The organism is Kitasatospora sp. NPDC002227 (genome assembly GCF_040296285.1).
Taxonomy (GTDB): domain Bacteria; phylum Actinomycetota; class Actinomycetes; order Streptomycetales; family Streptomycetaceae; genus Kitasatospora.
This window is the reverse complement of the sequence record NZ_JBEOWY010000020.1, coordinates 90,245-108,433: the sequence shown is the minus strand read 5'-3', so window position 1 is coordinate 108,433 and position 18,189 is coordinate 90,245. Positions and strand designations below refer to the sequence as shown.

The window sequence follows — 18,189 nt, the reverse complement described above, 5'->3', positions numbered from 1 at the left end:
GGAGAAATCCCCGCATGTCCCAGCACCCGCACCGCGCCGTCCGGGCCCTGACCGCCTCCGCCCTGACCGCCGGAGCCGTGTTCCTCGCCGCCCCTGCCGCCCAGGCCGAACCCGACTGCGGGCAGCCCCCGCTCCAGTACTCCGTGGACGGCGGCACGAGCTGGGCCAACTCCGCCGCGATACCCGCCGCCACCGCCACCGTCCAGGTCCGCCTCGCCGGTGTCCCCACGGCGGGCTGCGACTACCACGTCTCGCTCGGCTCCTACGAGACCCAGGGGCCGACCTGGGAGACCTCCGGGACGCAGACCTTCCTCGGCTGGGCCACCACCACCCTGAACCGTGAGCACTACCGCGCGACCCTCGACGTCAGCGGCCACCTCCCGCACTGCTTCGGCGAGTTGGCCCTCTACGGGGTCGACGGGAAGTACGACGGCGCCGACAGCGACCACCCGCTCCCGCACTACCCGGACGAGCCCTTCTCCGGCCTGATGATCGCTTCCTGGAACGGCGGCGCAGCCTGCACCTCCCCGAGCCCGAAGCCCACGCCCACGCCCACGCCCACGCCCACCGCGACACCGACGCCTACGCCTACGCCCACCCGGACGCAGACCCAGGCCCCGGTCCGGCCGAGCAAGCCGCCGACCGCCCCGACCACCCCGAGCACCCCGGCGGTCTCGGCCACCCCTGCGGCCACCGCCACCACCGCCCCCGGCCTCGCCTCGACCGGCGGCAACGGCACCCTGCTCGCCGCCACCGCCCTCGGCGGCGCCGCCCTGCTGACGGCCGGCGCCGCGACCCTTCGCGCCACCCGCCGTCACAGGAAGCACACCTGACGACCCGTCGCCCCCGTAGTTCCCGCCGGGGGCGACGGCCGGTCAGGAGGTCGGCCGCTCCGGAGCGAGCGAGTTCCCGGCCGGGATGTGCCCGCAGTCGGAGGGGGCCGTCCGCCCCGCGAAGCGGTCGTTCAGCCAGCCCAGGGCCTGCGGCGCCCAGACCACCGGGACGCCCACGTGGCTGAGCAGGTCGTACTGCTGGTACTTGAGCGGGACGCCGCTCGCGCAGTACTGCCGCGCGAGCGCCCGGACGTCCCCGGCGACCATCACGCCGTCGCCCGTACCGATGCCGGACGGGCTGTTGAAGGTGCCCTCAAAGACTCCGCCGTTGCCCTGGGCGACATAGCCGGGCACGGTCGGCGACGGCGCCGAGCCGAGGTTGTTCCGGTTCACCGCCATCACGAAGGGCGGCACCGAGTCCGGGTCGGCGTACTGCGGCTTCGCCATCTTCTGCCAGGTCAGCCCCGGGTAGTGGCCGAGCGCGTCGACGATCGACCCGTGCTCCAGCTGCTGGTAGACCGACAGGCCGTAGGCGCTGAGGTAGGGCTTCAGATCGATGCCGAAGGAGCGCGAGACTCCGATGACCGCCATCGGGAGAATCCCGTTCCACGCGAGCGAGCCGTCGACGTACTTGAGGTTGTGCGCCGGGTCCACCAGCAGGCCGCCCTCGGCGTAGCCGACCAGTCTGCGGTTGACCTCGGGCGCGTAGCCGGGCGCGAGCGCGGCCGCCCAGTCGGTCGCGATGGCACCGCCTGAGTAGCCCATCAGCCCGAAGCTGGTGCCGGCGTCCATGCCGGTGGCGGGTGAGTTGCCCGCAGCCCGGATCGAGTCCAGCGTGTTGATCCCGTACTCCGGGCCAGCCGCGAAGTCGGCGTTCTGCCCCTCGGTGTCCGGGATGACCACGTTGTAGCCCTGCAGGAGCACCGGCACCAGGAAGAGCGACTCGGCGTTCGGGATCACCCCGCCCAGGCTGAGGTCCCCGGCCACCGCCCGGGAGGGGCTGTCCTGCGGGTTGAGCGAGTCGTAGAACGACTGGTACGAGACGGCCTTGCTGCCGTCGCCGGTCAGGCTGCGCACCACGGTGGTGACGTTGGCGGCCGGGCGCCCCTGGGCGTCGGTGGTGCGGTAGAGCAGCTGGATCGCCCGGACCGGGGTGGGCAGGCCCACCACGTGGTACGCGAGGGTCCGGGTCTTCAGCACGGTGCCCGGCTCCAGCGAGGCCAGCGGCGTGGTGCCGTCGTAGGAGTAGAACGGGTCGCTCACCGCGGCCGCGGACCGTACCGCCGCTGCGGCCGGGCCCGCGGTGGCCGCCGTGGCCGTGGCGGCCAGCACCGCGGTGACGGCGGCGGCGAGCAGCCGGGACGTGTTCTTGCGCATGGGCTCCCCCGGATCGGTGGGTTCTTCTGGTGAACCGTCGGCGGACGTACTGCCAACCGTGTTACCAACTGGTAGGTAACGTCCGGGAAACATCATGACGGCGCTGCGGCGCACTGTCCCCGGGCTGTGCCCCAGAGATTGGCGAGGTGGATTGTGACGACGCACAAAGGCGACCAGGTACCCCGGTTCGGCGGCGTGCCCGTGCACGAACGCATCCGCGCCGCCGCTCCGGCGCTGGCCCCCGCCGTGATGGCCCGTCTGGTCGCCGTGCTCCCCGCCTACGGCGCACTGCCCTCCGAGCAGCTGCGCGGCGAGGTCACCCGCGAGGTGGACCGGGCCATCCGCGCCTTCACCGAGGTGCTGCGCACCGGGGAGCCGCCCGGCCAGGCGGAGCTCGCGCGGATCAGCGAGTCCTCGGCGCGGCGGGCGGACGAAGGCGTGCCGCTGGAGGCCGTGGTCGGGGCGTACCACTTCGGGGCGCAGGAGTGCGCCGCCCAGGTGCTCACCGCCGCCACCCCGGACGACCTGGCGGACGTCCTGCTGGTGCAGGACCGGCTGCTCGGCTACCTGCGCCTGGTGAGCTGCGCGGTCGCGGCGGGCTACGTCCAGGAGCGGCAGACGGCGCTGAGCGACGATCAGGTCGCCCGCCAGGCGCTGCTGTCCAGCCTGCTGGCGGGCGGCGACGCGCAGGCCGCGGCCGACCGGGCCGGTCTCGCGCTGCCGCCCTGCTACCTGGTGCTCGGCATCACCATGGGGCCGCACCCCGACGAGCTGCGGCCCGGGGTCAACCACGCCGTGGCGGCCCGCCGCAAGCTGCGGCGGCTGCGCGGCGAGCTGCGGCGCAGCACGGGCGGCGATCCGCTCTCCGCGCTCTCCGGCACCGGCGGGCTGGTGCTGGTCCCGGCCGATCCGCCGCCCGCCGACCTCGCCGGGGCGGACCGCGTCCGGCTGGCCCGGCTGGTGGACGAACTCGCCCGGGCCTGCGGGGCCGAGCTGCTGGTGGCGGCGGCCGCCGCCGCTCCGGCCGAGGTCGCGGCGGCCGCCCGGCTGGTGGGCGAACTCCGCGAGGTGGCCCGGGCCTCCGGCCGGGCGCCGGGGCTCCACCTGCTCGACGACCTCCTGGTCGAGTACCAGCTCAGCCGCCCGAGCCCGGCCCGGGACCGGCTGGCCGCGCTGCTCGCCCCGCTCGCCACCCGGCCCGAACTGCTGGACACCCTGCGCACCTTCCTCGCCTGCGGCCTCGACCGGCGCGGTGCCGCCGCCCGGCTCCAGGTCCACCCCAACACGGTCGACTACCGCGTGCGCAGAGCCACCGAGCTCACCGGCCTCGACGCCGCCCGGGGCACCGACCAGCTCACCCTGCGCGCCGCGCTGGCCGCCTACGACCTCGCCGCTGCGGGGTCATGAGCCGCGGGGGCACAGGCGGCGGGGTCATGAGCCGCAGGGCCATAAGCCTCAGCAGCTCCGGCCCATAACAACTTGTCCATGACTCGTCAAAGTCCTTCCACGCCAAGCCCACCGGGCATACCGTCGGACGGTATGCCAACCAGACTGCTACGTTCGCTGCTCCTCGTCTGCACGCTCCTGGCCGCCCTCACCGCCACCCAGCTCTCCCCCACCGCCGCCCGGGCCGCCGCCCTCGGCGCGATCCGGGACGGCGCCAGCCAGCCCGTCTACTCCTACGCCGCCGCCGTCCGCGAGACGGTCTGGGTGGACACCGGGCTGGACGGCGACAGCGACGGGAAGACCGACCGGGTGGCCGCCGACATCGTCCGCCCGAGCGAACCGGCCGCCGCCGGGCAGCGGATCCCCGTCGTCATGGACGCCAGCCCGTACTACGCCTGCTGCGGCCGGGGCAACGAGTCCCAGCTCAAGACGTACGACGCCCAGGGCCGGCCGGTCCAGTTCCCGCTCTTCTACGACAACTACTTCGTCCCGCGCGGCTACGCCGTCGTGCTGGTCGACCTGGCCGGCACCAACCGCTCCGACGGCTGCTCCGACGTCGGCGGGCCCTCCGACGTCACCTCCGCCAAGGCCGTCATCGACTGGCTGAACGGCCGCGCGCCCGGCTGGACCGCCCGCACCGGAGGCACCGCGGCCTCGCCGGCCTGGGCGAACGGCTCGGTCGGCATGATCGGCAAGTCCTGGGACGGCACCATTGCCAATGGCGTGGCGGCCACCGGGGTCGACGGCCTCAAGACCGTCGTGCCGATCTCGGCCATCAGCTCCTGGTACGACTACTACCGCTCCGACGGCGCCCCGCTCTACAGCGGCTCACCCGCCGACCTCGCCGACCTGGTGGACAGCCACGCCTGCGCCACCGTGCGCAAGCAGCTCGTCGCGGGCTCCCCGGCCAGCGGCGACTGGAGCACCCTGTGGCAGCAGCGCGACTACGTCGCCGCCGCGGCCAAGGTGCGGGCCAGTGTCTTCGTGGTGCACGGGCTGCAGGACCTGAACGTCCGTGACATCAACTTCTCCCAGTGGTGGTCCGCGCTGGCCGGCACCGGTGTGGACCGCAAGATCTGGCTCTCCCAGACCGGGCACGTCGACCCCTTCGACTACCGGCGCGGCGCCTGGGTCGACGCCCTCCACCGCTGGTTCGACCACTATCTGCTCGGGATCGACAACGGCGTCCAGCGCGACCCGGCGGCGGACATCGAGCGCGCCCCCGACCAGTGGACCCAGGACGCCACCTGGCCCGCCCCCGGCACGGCGACCGCCGCCCTGAACCTCAAGGCCGGCGCGCTGACCCCCTCGGCCGGCGGCGGCACCGCCGCCTTCACCGACAACCCCTCCCTCAGCGAGGACGACTGGGCGGCCAGGGCGCTGACCACCACCCCCGAGAAGACCGCCTTCACCACCGGCGCGCTCACCCAGGACCTGCGGGTCTCGGGCCAGGGCTCGATCTCGCTCACCGTCAAGTCCACCACCAGGAGTGCCCACCTGAGCGCCGTCCTGGTCGACCTCGGCCCGGCCACCATCCGCAACTACGAGGGCAACGGCGAGGGCATCACCACCCTGACCACCCGCTCCTGCTGGGGCGACAGCACGGCGGGCGACAGCGCCTGCTTCCTGGACACCGCGGCCGACACCTCCGCCGTCGGCTACACCGTCTTCGGCCGGGGCTGGGCCGACCTCGGCCACTACGCCGGCCTCAGCCGCACGGTGGCCCTCACCCCGGGCAAGTACTACCCGATCACCTTCGCCCTGGCCGGCACCGACCACGTCGTCCCGGCCGGCCACCGCCTCGCCCTGATCGTGGCCGGCACCGACAACGGCCTCCTCCTGCCCGCCTCCACCAAGCCGGCCCTGACCCTCGACCTGGCCCACTCCTCCCTCCACCTCCCCCTGCTCGGCGGCCTCCCCGCCCTCCACCAGGGCACCGCACCCACCCGCCCCGCCCCGCTCCTCCAGGGCCTCCCCGACGGCCGGCCCCGCAGCGCCGGCGACTGCCTGCCCTGCGCCGCCTTCTGACCCACCGGTCCCCGGGGCGGCTCGGCCACCCCGGGGACCTGGCGCAGAGGATGAGCATCAGGCGGCGGCCGCCATGACCACGAGCCACTGGCAGGTGCCGCTGCCGCTGCGGATCAGCGACCCGCCGAAGACCTGCACGGTGAACCCGGTGTCGCCCGAGCACTCGCGCGACGGCATGGGCTTCAGGCTGGACATCGGCATGGCGGCAGCGGCCCGCGACGTGCGGCCCGCGCCGACCGTCCCGCCCCGGGGTGGCGTCGACGGGGAGCCCGGGCGGCCCGACCTGGTGTGACGCCCTGTCGGATCCACGGTCTACGCTCCGTCTCACCTACCAGTTCAGGGAGACCGGATGTCTGACCACGAGTACGACCAGCACGGCGACGAGTACGAGTACCTGCCCGCGCTGATCGCGGCCATAGCCGACCCGTCCGCGCGGGAGTGGACGGTCGACGGCTGGCGGATCGAGCGCCTCGGCCTGGTCCGGGGCACCGCCGAGTACGGCACCATCGGTGACCCGCTCGGGCCGGAGTCCACGGGCTTCCCGATGCGTGCGGGCGGCACGCCGGTCTACCTGGTCACCGCCCAGGACGACCCCGGGACTCCGGTGGCCGCGCTGGTGCACCCCAGCGACACCCCGCCGGTGCGCTCGGACGACTGGGGCGACCGCGTGGCGACCCCGTCCGGCCTGATCGTGCTGCACGGGGACTCGGGCAACACCACCATCGGCCCTTCCGGTGAGATGCTCCGCCGCACCTGGGCCACCCTGCACGCCCGCGCCGCCGCCGAGGGCGACGACTACCTGCTGGAGAACTTCCGCGGCCACCTCACCAAGGTGGCCCGGCTCGACCCTGCCGACTGGCCGGTGGAGCCGGTCGAGGGCGACTTCGCCAACGAATGGCTGATGCTCCCGGACGAGGACGGCACCGGCACGGTGCTGGGCATCCTGGTCGACCCGGACGGCTCCAGCACCACCATGTGCCTGGACGCCGAAGGCGAGCCGGTCGCGGCCCTGCTCACCTTCGGCTTGTAGCGGACCCTCTGGGCGCACTGGGTTCGACCGCGGCCGGGGCGGCTGGGTCATCGCCTTGCCGGGCCCTCACTCAGGTCCAGCGGCCCGCACGCAAAGGTCAAGCTCGTACAGCACCTCGCTGAGCACCAGCGCCGGCACCTCCACCAGCGGCACCGGCTCGACGAGTTCCAACCCGGGCACCAGGACCGGCCCGTACTCTCCGCTGCCGGCCTGGGTGCGGTTCTCCGGCGCCGTGATCGGGTAGAACCGCACCTCGCCGGTGGTGAGCGCGGTGAAGGCCTCCCCCCAGTCCGCGTCCGTACCGGTCACCCAGAACTCGGCGCGCAGCCCCCACTCCGGCAGCAGCCGACGCGGGCCGGCGAAGGAGTTGTCCACCAGCAGCTGCACCTGGGTGTGCCAACCCCTGTCCGTCGCCGCCGAGTTGAACCGGTACTGCGACACCGAACGGCCGGCGAACCGGTCACAGTGCGCCCCCTTGGCCCCCGTCGGCCGGTACACCTGCCGGTGCACCTGCGCGAACGGCTGGTCGACACCATGCCGCGCCAGCAGCTCCTGCCAGGCCGACACCGCCTCGGCCGGATGGTCCACCGGGTGCCACAGCTCGACCGGCTCGTCGCCGGTGAACCCCGGTTCGGCTCCCTGCGCGTCACGCAGCGCACCGCCGAGCCAGGCGTACGCGGTGCCGCCCACCACCCAGACCAGCCTACGCGCCAGGGTGCCCACCAGCGGGTGGTCGAGCAGCCGCTCCCGCCACGGGCCGTACACCCAGCTGCGCCGCGCCAGGTACTGCCGCTCCAGCCGGTCGGACTGCGCGGCCAGCATCTTCTCGATCTCCTGGACCGAGGCCTTGAACTCCTTGAACTCCTCAGCGTGTTCGCGCCGGACCGAGGCGGGCGCGGCCTTCACCTGGCGGCCGCTCTCGTTGTACCAGCCCTGCCGGACTCGCACGCCCTCCACCAGCAGCTCCACCCGGGCCTCGCCGAACGGCCTGACACATGCGCCCAGCCCGTCCAACCCGTAGCCGGGGACGGCCAGTTCCTCGAGCTCGGCCTGCCCGACGCCGAGCGCCCCGGCCCGCTCACGCAGCGCCTTGTCCAGCTCCTTGACCGTGCCCTTGTACGTCACCCCGGTGCTGAGCAGGGCCAGTTGGGCGAGCCCGTCGGTGCCGTCGAGACGGGCCAGCGCGGCCACGGCGGCGTTGGCCACCTTCGGCGCCCGGGGGCCGATGCCCGGCGCCTTGCGCAGCGCGGACACCACCAGCCGGCCCAGCACCCGGGCGCTCTCGGGGCGGGCGGGCGTCAGCGCGAGCAGCAGGGCGAGCCCGCGCAGCGCGTCGAGGTTGTACGGGTCGAACTGGCCCAACCCCTCCTCGTGCGGCTCCGCGACGAGCTCCAGGGTCCGCGGGCGACCGACCAGGGCCAGCCACGCGGTGATCCGCTCCCGGGCCGCCTCGGGGCCCACGGCCGCCAGCAGCGCCTGCCCGGCCTTCTCCCAGCGCGCCGTCGGCTTGGCCGACTTGAGCTCGCGGGCGTGGCCGACCAGCTCGGCCCAGGCCCGCCCGCCGCCGCGGGCCTCCTCGGCCAGATCGGCCAGCACCTGGTCGGCCCAGGCCTCGCCGGGGCTGAGCGGCGGCTGGTCCAGTTCGGCCGCCAGCTCGGTGGCCGTGCCCTGCTGCGGCGGCCGGATCGCGATGGCCGTCCGGCGCACCGTGGCGACCACCGCGGCGTCGACCGGCCGGCCCGCCGCCTGCTCCGCCCGGATCAGCTCCACCGCGCGGTCCCCCTCCATCAGGGTCCACTGCCGCCCGAGCAGGTGCAGCCAGTCCTCCCGCTGCTCGCGGGCCGGCCCGTCCGGCCAGCCCTGGGAGACCAGCGAGGCCAGCCGGATCATCGACGCCCGGGCCTGCCGCTGCGCGTCCGTCTCCGGCCCGGGCCGCCAGATCGACAGCAGGCCGCGCACACAGTCCGCCACCACCTCGGCGCGGCTGCGCGGGTGCAGGGCCAGCACCCGCTCCCGGGCCGCCAGCACGCCCTCGGCGGACCAGTCCCCCGCCACCGCGATGTCCACCGCCTCCAGAGCCATGCAGACCGAACCAAGCCGCCCCGAGTCCAGCACGTCGAGCAGCTCCGCCACTGCGGCGTCCAGCTCTTCTGTCGTAGTCGTCGTCACGGCGCCGACCATAACCAGGACCCCCGACAACCGTGCCACCACCCCGGAGCCACCCGGTCGGTCGGGTACCGTACCGGCATGGTGAGGAGTCCCAGGACACGGAGCACCACCGAGCGCGCCCACCGGGCCGTGACGCTCCAGCAGGTCGCGGAGCACGCGGGCGTCTCGATCGCCACCGCCTCCCGGGCGCTGCACGGCGCCTCCGGCCGGGCGGTCGGCGAGGAGCTGCGCAGCCGGGTGCTGGCCGCCGCGGCCGAGCTGGACTACGTCTCCAACGCACCCGCCCAGGCGCTGGCCCGCTCGCGCAGCTCGACGGTCGGGCTGATCGTCCACGACATCACCGACCCGTACTTCGCGGAGCTGGTGGCCGGGGTGACCAGGGTCGCCCGGGAGAGCGAGCTGATGGTGATGCTGGCCGCGACCTTCCGCGACCCGCAGCTGGAGCTGGAGCACCTGCGCCGGATGCGCACCCAGCGGGCCGACGGGCTGCTGCTGGCCGGGAGCGGCTTCACCGAGCCGGAGTTCGCGGCCCGGCTGGCGGAGACGCTGGCGGGGTTCGCCGAAGAGGGCGGCCGGGTGGTCTGCATCGGAGGCCACGGCGTGGACGCCGACCTGGTCACCGTCGACCACCGGTACGGGGCCGAGCTGGCCGTCGCGCACCTGTGGGAGCTGGGCCACCGCCGGATCGGCGTGGTCGCGGGGCCGGCGGGGCTGGTCACCGCCGACCAGCGGCTCGACGGCGTCCGCCGCGCTCTGGACGCCCGCGGGGCCAGGCTTGCCCCCCGCTGCGTGGCGGCGGCGGACTTCACCCGCGACGGCGGCCATGCCGCCACCCTCGAACTCTTCACCGCCAGACCGGACTTGACCGCCGTGCTGGCGCTCAACGACTGCATGGCCGCGGGCGCGCTCTCCGCCCTGCGGGACGGGCTCGGCCGGGCGGTGCCCGCCGAGGTCTCCGTGGTCGGCTTCGGCGGCCTGCCGTTCACCGCCGACCTGCACCCGGCGCTGACCGCCGTCCGGCTGCCGGTCGAGCGGATCGGCTCCCGCGCGATGGAGCTGCTCCTCGAGCCGCCGGAGCACCAAGGGGCGCGCCGCATCGTCGAGTTGGAGGTCGGCCTGACCGTCCGCGCCAGCACCGGGCCGGCCGCCGGCTGAAGCCGGACGGCCCGGACTCCCGCGTACGGAGTCCGGGCCGCCTGCCGGTGGCTCAGCCGAGCTTCTGGCAGAGCAGCGCGTACGGTCGCGCCGCCCACAGCTGCCACCAGGGCGCACGGAAGGCGACCCCGGCCACGTACTCGTCGTCCGCGCACTGGCCCTTGTAGTAGCCGTACGCGAAGTCACCGCCACCGGCGCCCGCCGGCCGGTTGTCGCCGGAGTCGAACCAGACCGTCCGGCTCGTGGTGGCGAGCGGCGCACCGGACTTGGCGCACAGCACACCCATGCTGGTGCCGTTGCGGCTGTACCCGGTTACGGCGTAACCCGCCGGGCACTGGGCCTTGTTGTAACCCGAGGCCCAGTCGGCGCTCACATTCGATCCGCCGTGGCCGACCACGTAGGAGTGGTCCGCGGCCCACAGGTCCGGGCGGGTGACGCTGGTGCACAGGCCCAGGTCGCCGCCGTTGCTCAGGCCGGCCAGCCGGCTGCCGTCCGGGCAGGTCGCCTTGCGGGCGTACGGGTCCCAGTCCGTCTTCAGGGTGGCCGAGCGGTTGTCGTCCGCCCAGGCGGAGTTGAGCGAGTTCCAGCTCACCGGCGCGGTCGCCGGGGCCTGGCCGAGGTTCTGCGAGGTGATCGGCCACTCCTGGTGGTAGGCCAGGAACGGCAGGTCCTTCTCCAGGATCGGCGTGCCGAGGATCGCCAGCCGGGCCATCAGCGCGCCGTTGATGTCCAGCCCGCCATAGAGGTCCACCGTGCCGCTGCCGCTGGGCGGCGCGCCGGAGCCGAGCACGACCGAGCCGTTCACGGCGGTGCGCAGGTACGGCTCGATCGAGGCCTTCACACCGAGCGTGTCGTAGAGCGCGATCGAACCCTCGGCCAGCAGGCCGGTCTTGAGCGAGGCGTTGCCGCTGAGGTTGAGCTTCAGCGGGGAGACGGTGGACGTGCCGGGGTCGGTGGTGGTGGTCCAGCCCTGGGCGCTGGTGTAGTCGGAGTGGACGCCCCAGTGGCCGTCGTAGCTCTGCTCGGCGTCCACCGTGACGGTGCCGTCGGCGCTGACGTCCAGCGAGAGCGCGAAGTCCAGGTTGATGACGACCGGCAGCGGGCCGACCATCACCACCGGGCTCGAACTGAGCTTGGCCAGCGGGATCTTGAAGGAGGCCCCGGCGGCCAGGTTGGTGCCGCTGATGTGCCAGTCCGCGTGGGCGCCGAGGTCGAAGCCGATCCGGGACTGCTGCGGGGCGAGCACGCCGCCCTGGTAGGAGAAGCTCACGGTCGGGTCGATCTCGACCGAGCCGGCCAGGTGAGCGGTGGAGCCGTTCGGCAGCGGCACATCGGTGTCGGCGCTCAGCCCCAGGCCGCCCGAGATCGAGCCCTGGCCGTTGACCGGGCCCAGGTCGACGGACACCTGGAGGTCCTTGACCTGCGGCAGGACGTTGAGCGCGGCCGGGCTGACCGGGGCCTGCAGGCTGGTGCTGGTATTGCCGAGCAGTTCGGGCAGCGCAGCCGGGCGGGTGCTGACCGAGACGGTGCCGTCGGCGGCCTGCTGGACGCCGGTGACGGCCACCAGCGCGCCCTGCGGCGCGGCCGGGGTGGGCGGGCTGTCGATCAGCTGGCCAGGCTGGACGGTGGCCGAAGCTCCCGGCGCGGCCAGGGAGTTGGCAGCGGGCTTGAGCACCGCCTGGCCGCTGCCCGGGTCGTAGGAGGAGAGCGCGAGCCCGGCGGTGGCGGGCGCGGCGGGCGCGGCGGCCTGGGCCGGGGTGGCGACGGTCGCGGCCTGGGTGCCGGTGGCGGGCGGTGCGAGCGTCGCCGGGGCACTGGTCGGGGCGGTCGCCGTGGGGGTGTCCGCGAAGGCGGACGGCGCCGCCGCGAGGACTCCGCCGCCGAACACCAGCAGGGTCGAGGCGGCGACGGCGGGTATCAACAGGAGCTTGCGCTTGGCCACGTGGGGGCCTCTCAGGTCGGGGAGCGCGGGCGGGTTGCTGACAGCTTGTCAGGAAAGCGCTTACCTCATACCCCTGTGCCAGGCGACGATCCCCCTGATTTGTCATGAACTTTCCGTGGCTGCTTCGGATTTGAACATGACGGGGGAGCTGGGGGCAGCCGCTCGGCCGCCCCCGTCCACTCCGGCCTGCGGGGGCTCAGCTCAAGGGGCGGCAGAGCAGGGCGTCGGGGACACCGCCGTGGTTCCACTGCCAGGTGTAGGCCACACCCGCCAGGTACTCGTTGTCGCCGCACTGGCCCTTGTAGTAGCCCACCGCCCAGTCGCTGGCGTTCGAGCCGCCGACGGCCGGCCGGTTGTCGCCGTGGTCGAACCACACGTTGTGCCCGGTCAGCGGCAGCGCCGCGGTGGCCGGGGCACACAACAGGGCCGACATCGAGTTGCTGTGCACGCTGTAGCCGACGGCGAAGGTGCTGTCCGGGCACTGCAGCTTGTTGTAGCCCGAGGCCCAGTCGCCGTGCGTGACGTACCGCTCGTCGGTGACCGTCACCCAGCCGCCCGTACCGGCCGCCGGCTCGCCGGCGTCGGTGCACAGACCCCGGCTGTCGCTGCGGCCGAGCCCCGTCAGCCGCTCACCGTCGGGGCAGTTGCCCTTGCGGTTGCCGACGCTCCAGTCCGGCAGCGCCGTCATCCGGGCCGAGACGTCGTAGTCGGTGTGGTCCAGGTTCAGCTGGTTCCAGTGCGCCACCTGCGCCACCTGGCCGGTGGCGGCGGGCGCGTCCACCAGCTTGTTCCAGTCGGCGGCCCGCCAGTCGCCCGCGTCCTCGACCGAGAGCCGCCGCCCGGCCGGGTCGTACGCCAGCATCGCCCAGCTGTCCTGCGGCACACCGTCGTTCTGCCAGCCGACCAGCGGCCAGACCGCGAAGTCGGTGTCGTTCGCCACCAGCAGGTCGGTGAAGTTCTTGAACCAGGCCTGCTCCTTGGCGTCGTTCGAACCGCGCCCGCCCGCACCGAACTCGCTCACCCACACCGGGGCCGTGAAGTGCTGGCCGGCCTGCGTGACGAACAGCGCCTCCTGGTTCACCACGGAGGCCAGTTGGCCTGGCGTGAAGTCCTCGTAGCGCGGGTCGCTGGTCGAGCCGAGGCCGCTGCCCGCGCCGGTGTTGGCCGGGCCGGTGTAGGCGTAGAAGTGCGCGGAGTAGACCAACTTGCCGGAGTTGACCAGGGTGTTGGACAGCGTGGCCACCGGGGTGAGCATCGGACGCCCGTGCGAGAACAGGGCGGACGGGATGCCGTACCAGTTGATCCCCTCCATCACGATCAGCAAGTCCGGGTCGGCCTGCAGGATCCTGTTCCCGGCCTCCTCGAACGCGGCGTTCTCGTCATGGCTGTCGCCCCAGCCCCAGTTCGGGTCGTCCCAGGTGTCGCGGCGCACCTCGTTGCGCAGGTCGGCGCCGACCACCCGCTTGTTCGCCTTGTAGCGGCCGGCCATGAACACCCAGTCGTCCTCCCACTGCTGGGTGCTCTGCCCACTGTTCCACCGCTCGTTGCCGTCCAGGCCGCAGCAGAACCGGTAGCTGGTGGTGTGGTTGTTGAGGATCACCGCGAAGCCGTCGGCGGTGAGCGCTGCCACCACCGCGTCGAACACCTGCAGCGGGGTCTCGCCCCTGAGCTGCGGGTTGGCCGCGACCGCCGCGTCCGGCACCGGCGTGGTGTCGTGGATCAGCGCGTTCGCGAACGGCAGGCGGATGCTGTTGATCCCCAACTGGTGGAAGCCGCCGAGGATTTCCGCCAGCGGCGCCCGGTCGAGGCCGAGCGGGATGTTGTACGAGACCTGGCCGGCCTGGTTGTTCGCCGGATCGGTGGTCGAGCCGCTGCCCTCCCACGTCCCCTGCGCCCCGGCCCAGTTGCCCGACTTCAGCTTGAAGCGGTTGCCCGAGGCATCGACGATGTACCGGCCCCGGGTGCTCAGCGGGCCGGTCCAGGAGGCGGCCAGCTGGGGGCCGGTCAGCACGGTGGGCGCGGCGTTCGGCGTGGCGGCCCCGGCGGTGGCCGCTCCCCCGACGGTGGTCGCCGCGAACGCGAACAGGGCTGTTCCGGCCGCCAGGGCGCGGATCGCGAGTCTTCTCATGGTCGTTCCAGACGGTGATGAGGATGGAGTGCGCGCGTGGTCGGCGAGCATGCTACGGCTACTGGCCGGTAGCTGTCAGGAGGGCGGACGGTAACCGTTTACCGCCAGCGGGAATCTAGCCCGCGCACCAGCCGTCCGGGGAGTGCGCCGGGGAGCATTTCACGTCCGCGACACCAACCATTCCCCCAAGGTCAGCGCGGGTTCCGCCGCCCCCTCGAGTGCCACCGGCCCGGCTCACGAGGAGATCCGGATTAATCCGGTGGCGCACCGGCCGCGCGTTCGACTAGCTTCTCCTCCTGCGGGCGGCTCCGCGGCGTGCTTCCTTCTCACTCCTCTGACAACAGCCAGTGCGCCCCCTCTCCGCCCCTCCCAACTCATCGCCCAGCTCGGGAGATCCTTCCGTATGACCCGAGTCGCCTCGGCCGTTGTCGACGTCGACCTCGACTCCTTCCTGCTCCGTCGCCGTGGTGCCGTCTGTGTGCCACCGGGTGACCTGCTGCCCGCCGCCGACCCGTGGAGCGTCCGCGGCCTGGTCGCGCTGGACGCCGATCTGGTGCAGCGCGGATATCTGCTCACCACTCAACTCCGGTCCTCACTGGCCAGGTTGAGCCCGACCCAGCTGGCCGCCACCGGCACCGCCCTGCTCATGCGGATCGACCACCGCCTGGGCTCGGACCGGCAGCACCGCCCCCTGTTCCACCACTTCCCGGACTCCGTGCCCGAGTACGCGCACCTCTTCTACTCACGGCACATCCGCGCCTTCCTCCTCAACCAGCCGCGCCAGCCCTGCGCCAACTGCGGGCGGCCCGGCTCCGAGGCCGGGATCGGCGCGCTCGCACCCTGCGCCCACCTGCTCTGCACCGGCTGCCACCAGGCGCTGCTCGCCACGGGCGGCGGCGACCGCTGCCCGCTGTGCGCGGCGCCCCTGCCCGCAGAGCCCTATCTCGGCGAGGACAACCGGGTCGGCCGCAAGGCCGCCGAGCAGTTCGGCGGCGAGCAGACCCTGCGGCCGCTGCGGCTGATCGAGCGGAGCACCGTGGCAGCCGCCATGGCGGAGTTCGACCGCCTGCTCGGCCGCCGCACCCCGCTCTCCCCGCAGGACCGCGAGGACCTCACGGCCCTGCTCGCCGTCGCACCAGAGGACTTGGCGGAGCGGCTGCCCGCGCAGATCCCGGTCCGGGAGACCAAGGCCACCGTCCTCGCCGCCCTGCTCCGCCGGGACCCGGAGCGCGCCCTGCCGCTGCTGACCGCGCGGATCGACAGCGCGACGGATGTCCTGCGGCTGCTCTGGGCCTGGTCCGGCGCCGAGCCCGACCTGCTGCCCGCCACCGCGCGCGGGCTCCGGCTGCGCAATCTGCCGCGCCCGCTGCGGCGCCACCTGCTCACGGTCTTGGACGCCCTGCCGCTGGCCGCACTGGCCGAGGACCTGCGGCGCCACCGCTCCGCCTGGCTGCGCGCCGGCGAGCTGCTGCACCCCTTCGAGCACCGCGCTCGCCACCCCCGGATCGCGGCGGCCTTCGCCCTGCTGCGGGAGACCGACCTGCGCACCCATCCGGTCGGCGCCGAGTTCGCCGAACCTCCCGCCCCGCTGCGCGTGGTGACGGCGGGCGCCCGTACCCGGCTCGGCTTCACCGGCTTCGCCGGACAGCTGGAGGCCCTGCTCGCGGGCGGCGACGTACCGGGCGCAGCCCGGCTGCTGGCCCGGCGGCCGGGCGAACTCGGCCGCCGCCTGCACCACTTGCTGCGGGTACACGCCACCACGGCCCCGGGCACCCCCCTGCCCGACGCCCTGCTCCGGACGGTCGAGGCCGCCCTGCGAGGCGTCGCCCCCGGCCCGCTGCTCGGTGCGTACGGGCGGCTGCGCGGCCCCCGCGCCCCGGGCGAGCGGCGGCTGTACTTCCCGCGCGGTACGGTTGCGCTGGCCCATGCCAGGGCGGACCACGGCACCGTGGTGCCGGTCGAACTCAGCGCTCCGGTCTGCGCGTTGATCGAGTCCGAGCTGCTCCGCCGGGCCTGCGGCGAGCGGTACGACCTGGCCCTCCTCGACGACGGGCTGCGCGATCTGGCCGTCCCCTTCGCCGAGCGGGCCTCGGCGAAGACCCTCGTCTCGGTGCCGCGCGGCAGCCGCCAGCGGCTGCCTTCGGGCGACCGGCTGCGGCTCTTCCTGCACTGGATGCAGCCCGAGCACCTACGCGTCGACCTCGACCTCTCGGTGGCCCTCTACGACGCCGACTGGCGGTTCACCGGCCTGTGCGACTACACCAACCTGGTGCACGGTGACCGGGCGGCCGTGCACTCCGGCGACTACGTCTCGGCCCCGCCGCCCGACGGCGCCACCGAGTTCGCCGACCTCGACCTGGCCCGCCTCACCGCCGACGGCTCCCGCTACGCGGTGATGATCGTGTTCAGCTACAACGACGTCTCCTTCGAGCAGCTCACCGACGCCTTCGCCGGGTTCATCCAGCTCGACGCCGCCGACCGGGCGGCGGGCAGCTACGACCCGAAAGCCGTCCGGCAGCGGCTCGACCTGGCCGGTGACGCCAAGGTGTGCGTCCCGATGATCATCGATCTGGCGGACCGCCACTACGTCTGGACCGACCTCAACACCGGTGCCGACGGCGGCTACCACAGCGTCCGCCGCTACCAGGGGGAGGTCGGGCAGCTCAGCCGCGACGTGCTCGCCCACTTCTCACCCGAGGGCCGCGCCACCCTGTGGGACTTGGCCTGCGCCACCGCCGCGGCGACCACCGACCGGGTCCTGGTCCGCGGCGGCGCCGGCCCACGGGAGTGGCACCGCCGGCCGGCCGAGACCACCGCTGAATTCGCGGCCCGCCTGCGCAGCCTGAGCGAGCCCGAGCCGCCCACCCCGGAGTCCGCCGCGCTCCCGGAACTCCTCACCGGCCGAAGGGCGTTCATCGCCCTGGTCAACGCCGACCTGCCCGCCCCGCCCGGGCTCTCCGGCCACCTCTACCGGCTCTACCCGGGCCCGCTGGACGCCGCCCCCGACAGCCTCGCCCGCCTCACCGCCGGCGACCTGGTGGCCGCCTTCGGTCCCGATCCCCGCTGAGCCGAGTGGGCTCAGGCCCAGGGGAGGGCGGCGCGGGTCTTCCAGTAGTGCTCGGCCGGTTCGGTGAGGGGGGTCAGGGTGGCGAGGTCGTCCGGGGTGAGGGCGAGGTGGGCGGCGGCGAGGTTGGAGGTCAGTTGGGCCTCGGTGGCCGCGCCGGAGAGGACGAGATCGGCCCAGGGCTGGGCGGCGACGGCGGCCAGGGCGAGGGCGTCGCAGGTGGCGCCGTGGGCGGCGGCGAGGGTGCGCAGGGCGGCGGTGTCCGGCCCGGTGGCGTTGCGGTCGGCGAGGCGGCCGTTGGCCATGCCCTCCTTCACCACCACCAGCAGACCCGCCGCGTGCGCCTCGGCCAGCGCGGGCCCGGCGGAGGTCTCGAGCACGTTCCAGGTCGACTGCACGGCCGAGAACAGCGGCCGGCCCGCGACCGTCACCGCCAGCGCGGCCCGGACGGTCTCGCCCTGGGCCGGTCCGCTGGTCGACAGGCCGACCCGCACGCCCTCCGCCGCCAGCGCCGCCAGCCGCTCCTGCAGCGCGCGGTCGGTCAGCGCCGGGCTGTCCGGGGTGACGGAGTGCACCAGGTAGACGTCCAGCCGGGAGCCCAGCAGCGCCCTGCTCTCCCGCAGCTGCCGGTCGAAGACCGCCGTCGAGTGCTCCTTGACCTCGTGCACGGGCACGCCCGAGGCCCGCCAGTCGGCGGTGTAGGTGTACCCCCACTTGCTGCCCACCGTGACGTCCGCCCCCGCGGGCCGGGTGGCCAGCCACTCGCCCACGAACTCCTCCGCCCGCCCGTACGACCGGGCCGTGTCGAAGTACCGCACCCCGGCGGCGTACGCGGCGTCGAGCAGTGCGTGGGTCCGCGCCCGGAGCGCCTCGACGCTGCGCTCCGCCGGCAGGTCGAGGTCCCGCCCGAGCGTGATGTACCCGGGCCGGCCGACCGCCGCCGTGCCCAGGCCGAACCGGGCGATCGATCCAGCGGCGGAGGCGGTCGTCGCCATGGCTGAGCTCCGTTCTGCGGTG

Annotated in this window: 12 protein-coding genes; 7 read left to right on the top strand and 5 right to left on the bottom strand. The window is 74.0% G+C overall.

Features of this window, described 5'->3' with window-relative positions:
- The first annotated feature begins 14 nt into the window (after nucleotides 1-14).
- The gene (locus ABT095_RS19780) at nucleotides 15-833 is read left to right on the top strand and encodes a hypothetical protein (protein ID WP_350530735.1); all 819 of its coding nucleotides are present in this window, start codon (nucleotides 15-17) and stop codon (nucleotides 831-833) included.
- Nucleotides 834-875: 42 nt separating this feature from the next.
- Here the strand turns inward: ABT095_RS19780 and ABT095_RS19775 are convergent, their stop codons facing one another.
- Nucleotides 876-2,210 carry a lipase family protein gene (locus tag ABT095_RS19775; RefSeq protein WP_350530734.1) on the bottom strand — a complete coding sequence of 445 codons (1,335 nt, stop codon included), beginning with the start codon at nucleotides 2,208-2,210 and terminating at the stop codon, nucleotides 876-878.
- A gap of 153 nt (nucleotides 2,211-2,363) precedes the next feature.
- On the opposite strand from ABT095_RS19775, the gene ABT095_RS19770 reads away from it, so the two are divergent.
- From ABT095_RS19770 to ABT095_RS19755, 4 genes are all read left to right on the top strand, one after another.
- Nucleotides 2,364-3,617 carry an RsbRD N-terminal domain-containing protein gene (locus ABT095_RS19770; protein ID WP_350530733.1) on the top strand — a complete coding sequence of 418 codons (1,254 nt, stop codon included), beginning with the start codon at nucleotides 2,364-2,366 and terminating at the stop codon, nucleotides 3,615-3,617.
- A gap of 132 nt (nucleotides 3,618-3,749) precedes the next feature.
- Nucleotides 3,750-5,684, top strand: a complete 1,935-nt coding sequence (locus tag ABT095_RS19765; RefSeq protein WP_350530732.1) for a Xaa-Pro dipeptidyl-peptidase — start codon at nucleotides 3,750-3,752, stop codon at nucleotides 5,682-5,684.
- Between the two features lie 73 nt (nucleotides 5,685-5,757).
- Nucleotides 5,758-5,976: a hypothetical protein gene (locus ABT095_RS19760; protein WP_350530731.1), complete on the top strand. Its 219-nt coding sequence runs from the start codon at nucleotides 5,758-5,760 to the stop codon at nucleotides 5,974-5,976.
- A 57-nt stretch (nucleotides 5,977-6,033) separates the two neighbouring features.
- Nucleotides 6,034-6,714 (top strand): hypothetical protein, encoded by a 681-nt coding sequence (locus ABT095_RS19755; protein ID WP_350530730.1) that lies wholly within the window; start codon nucleotides 6,034-6,036, stop codon nucleotides 6,712-6,714.
- A 66-nt stretch (nucleotides 6,715-6,780) separates the two neighbouring features.
- Here the strand turns inward: ABT095_RS19755 and ABT095_RS19750 are convergent, their stop codons facing one another.
- Nucleotides 6,781-8,883 carry a DUF4132 domain-containing protein gene (locus ABT095_RS19750; RefSeq protein WP_350530729.1) on the bottom strand — a complete coding sequence of 701 codons (2,103 nt, stop codon included), beginning with the start codon at nucleotides 8,881-8,883 and terminating at the stop codon, nucleotides 6,781-6,783.
- 78 nt (nucleotides 8,884-8,961) lie between these two features.
- Here ABT095_RS19750 and ABT095_RS19745 point away from each other — a divergent pair, with 78 nt between their 5' ends.
- On the top strand, nucleotides 8,962-10,038 hold the full coding sequence (locus ABT095_RS19745; RefSeq protein ID WP_350530728.1) for a LacI family DNA-binding transcriptional regulator: 1,077 nt from the start codon (nucleotides 8,962-8,964) through the stop codon (nucleotides 10,036-10,038).
- 52 nt (nucleotides 10,039-10,090) lie between these two features.
- On the opposite strand, the gene ABT095_RS19740 is transcribed toward ABT095_RS19745, so the two are convergent.
- Both ABT095_RS19740 and ABT095_RS19735 read right to left on the bottom strand, forming a co-directional pair.
- The gene (locus tag ABT095_RS19740; RefSeq protein WP_350530727.1) at nucleotides 10,091-11,980 is read right to left on the bottom strand and encodes a hypothetical protein; all 1,890 of its coding nucleotides are present in this window, start codon (nucleotides 11,978-11,980) and stop codon (nucleotides 10,091-10,093) included.
- A 196-nt stretch (nucleotides 11,981-12,176) separates the two neighbouring features.
- The gene (locus tag ABT095_RS19735; protein ID WP_350530726.1) at nucleotides 12,177-14,108 is read right to left on the bottom strand and encodes a glycoside hydrolase family 5 protein; all 1,932 of its coding nucleotides are present in this window, start codon (nucleotides 14,106-14,108) and stop codon (nucleotides 12,177-12,179) included.
- 403 nt (nucleotides 14,109-14,511) lie between these two features.
- Here ABT095_RS19735 and ABT095_RS19730 point away from each other — a divergent pair, with 403 nt between their 5' ends.
- A complete protein-coding gene (locus ABT095_RS19730) occupies nucleotides 14,512-17,175 on the top strand; it encodes an MXAN_6230/SCO0854 family RING domain-containing protein (protein WP_350530725.1) in 2,664 nt (887 codons plus the stop codon).
- 11 nt (nucleotides 17,176-17,186) lie between these two features.
- Here the strand turns inward: ABT095_RS19730 and ABT095_RS19725 are convergent, their stop codons facing one another.
- Complete coding sequence (locus ABT095_RS19725) at nucleotides 17,187-18,167, bottom strand: aldo/keto reductase (RefSeq protein WP_350530724.1); 981 nt, start codon at nucleotides 18,165-18,167, stop codon at nucleotides 17,187-17,189.
- Nucleotides 18,168-18,189 lie beyond the last annotated feature (22 nt).

Coding starts and splice junctions, on each gene's coding strand:
- ABT095_RS19780 (WP_350530735.1), top strand. CDS start 15: ATGTCCCAGCACCCGCACCGCGCCGTCCGGGCCCTGACCGCCTCCGCC.
- ABT095_RS19775 (WP_350530734.1), bottom strand. CDS start 2,210: ATGCGCAAGAACACGTCCCGGCTGCTCGCCGCCGCCGTCACCGCGGTG.
- ABT095_RS19765 (WP_350530732.1), top strand. CDS start 3,750: ATGCCAACCAGACTGCTACGTTCGCTGCTCCTCGTCTGCACGCTCCTG.
- ABT095_RS19760 (WP_350530731.1), top strand. CDS start 5,758: ATGACCACGAGCCACTGGCAGGTGCCGCTGCCGCTGCGGATCAGCGAC.
- ABT095_RS19755 (WP_350530730.1), top strand. CDS start 6,034: ATGTCTGACCACGAGTACGACCAGCACGGCGACGAGTACGAGTACCTG.
- ABT095_RS19745 (WP_350530728.1), top strand. CDS start 8,962: ATGGTGAGGAGTCCCAGGACACGGAGCACCACCGAGCGCGCCCACCGG.
- ABT095_RS19735 (WP_350530726.1), bottom strand. CDS start 14,108: ATGAGAAGACTCGCGATCCGCGCCCTGGCGGCCGGAACAGCCCTGTTC.
- ABT095_RS19730 (WP_350530725.1), top strand. CDS start 14,512: ATGACCCGAGTCGCCTCGGCCGTTGTCGACGTCGACCTCGACTCCTTC.
- ABT095_RS19725 (WP_350530724.1), bottom strand. CDS start 18,167: ATGGCGACGACCGCCTCCGCCGCTGGATCGATCGCCCGGTTCGGCCTG.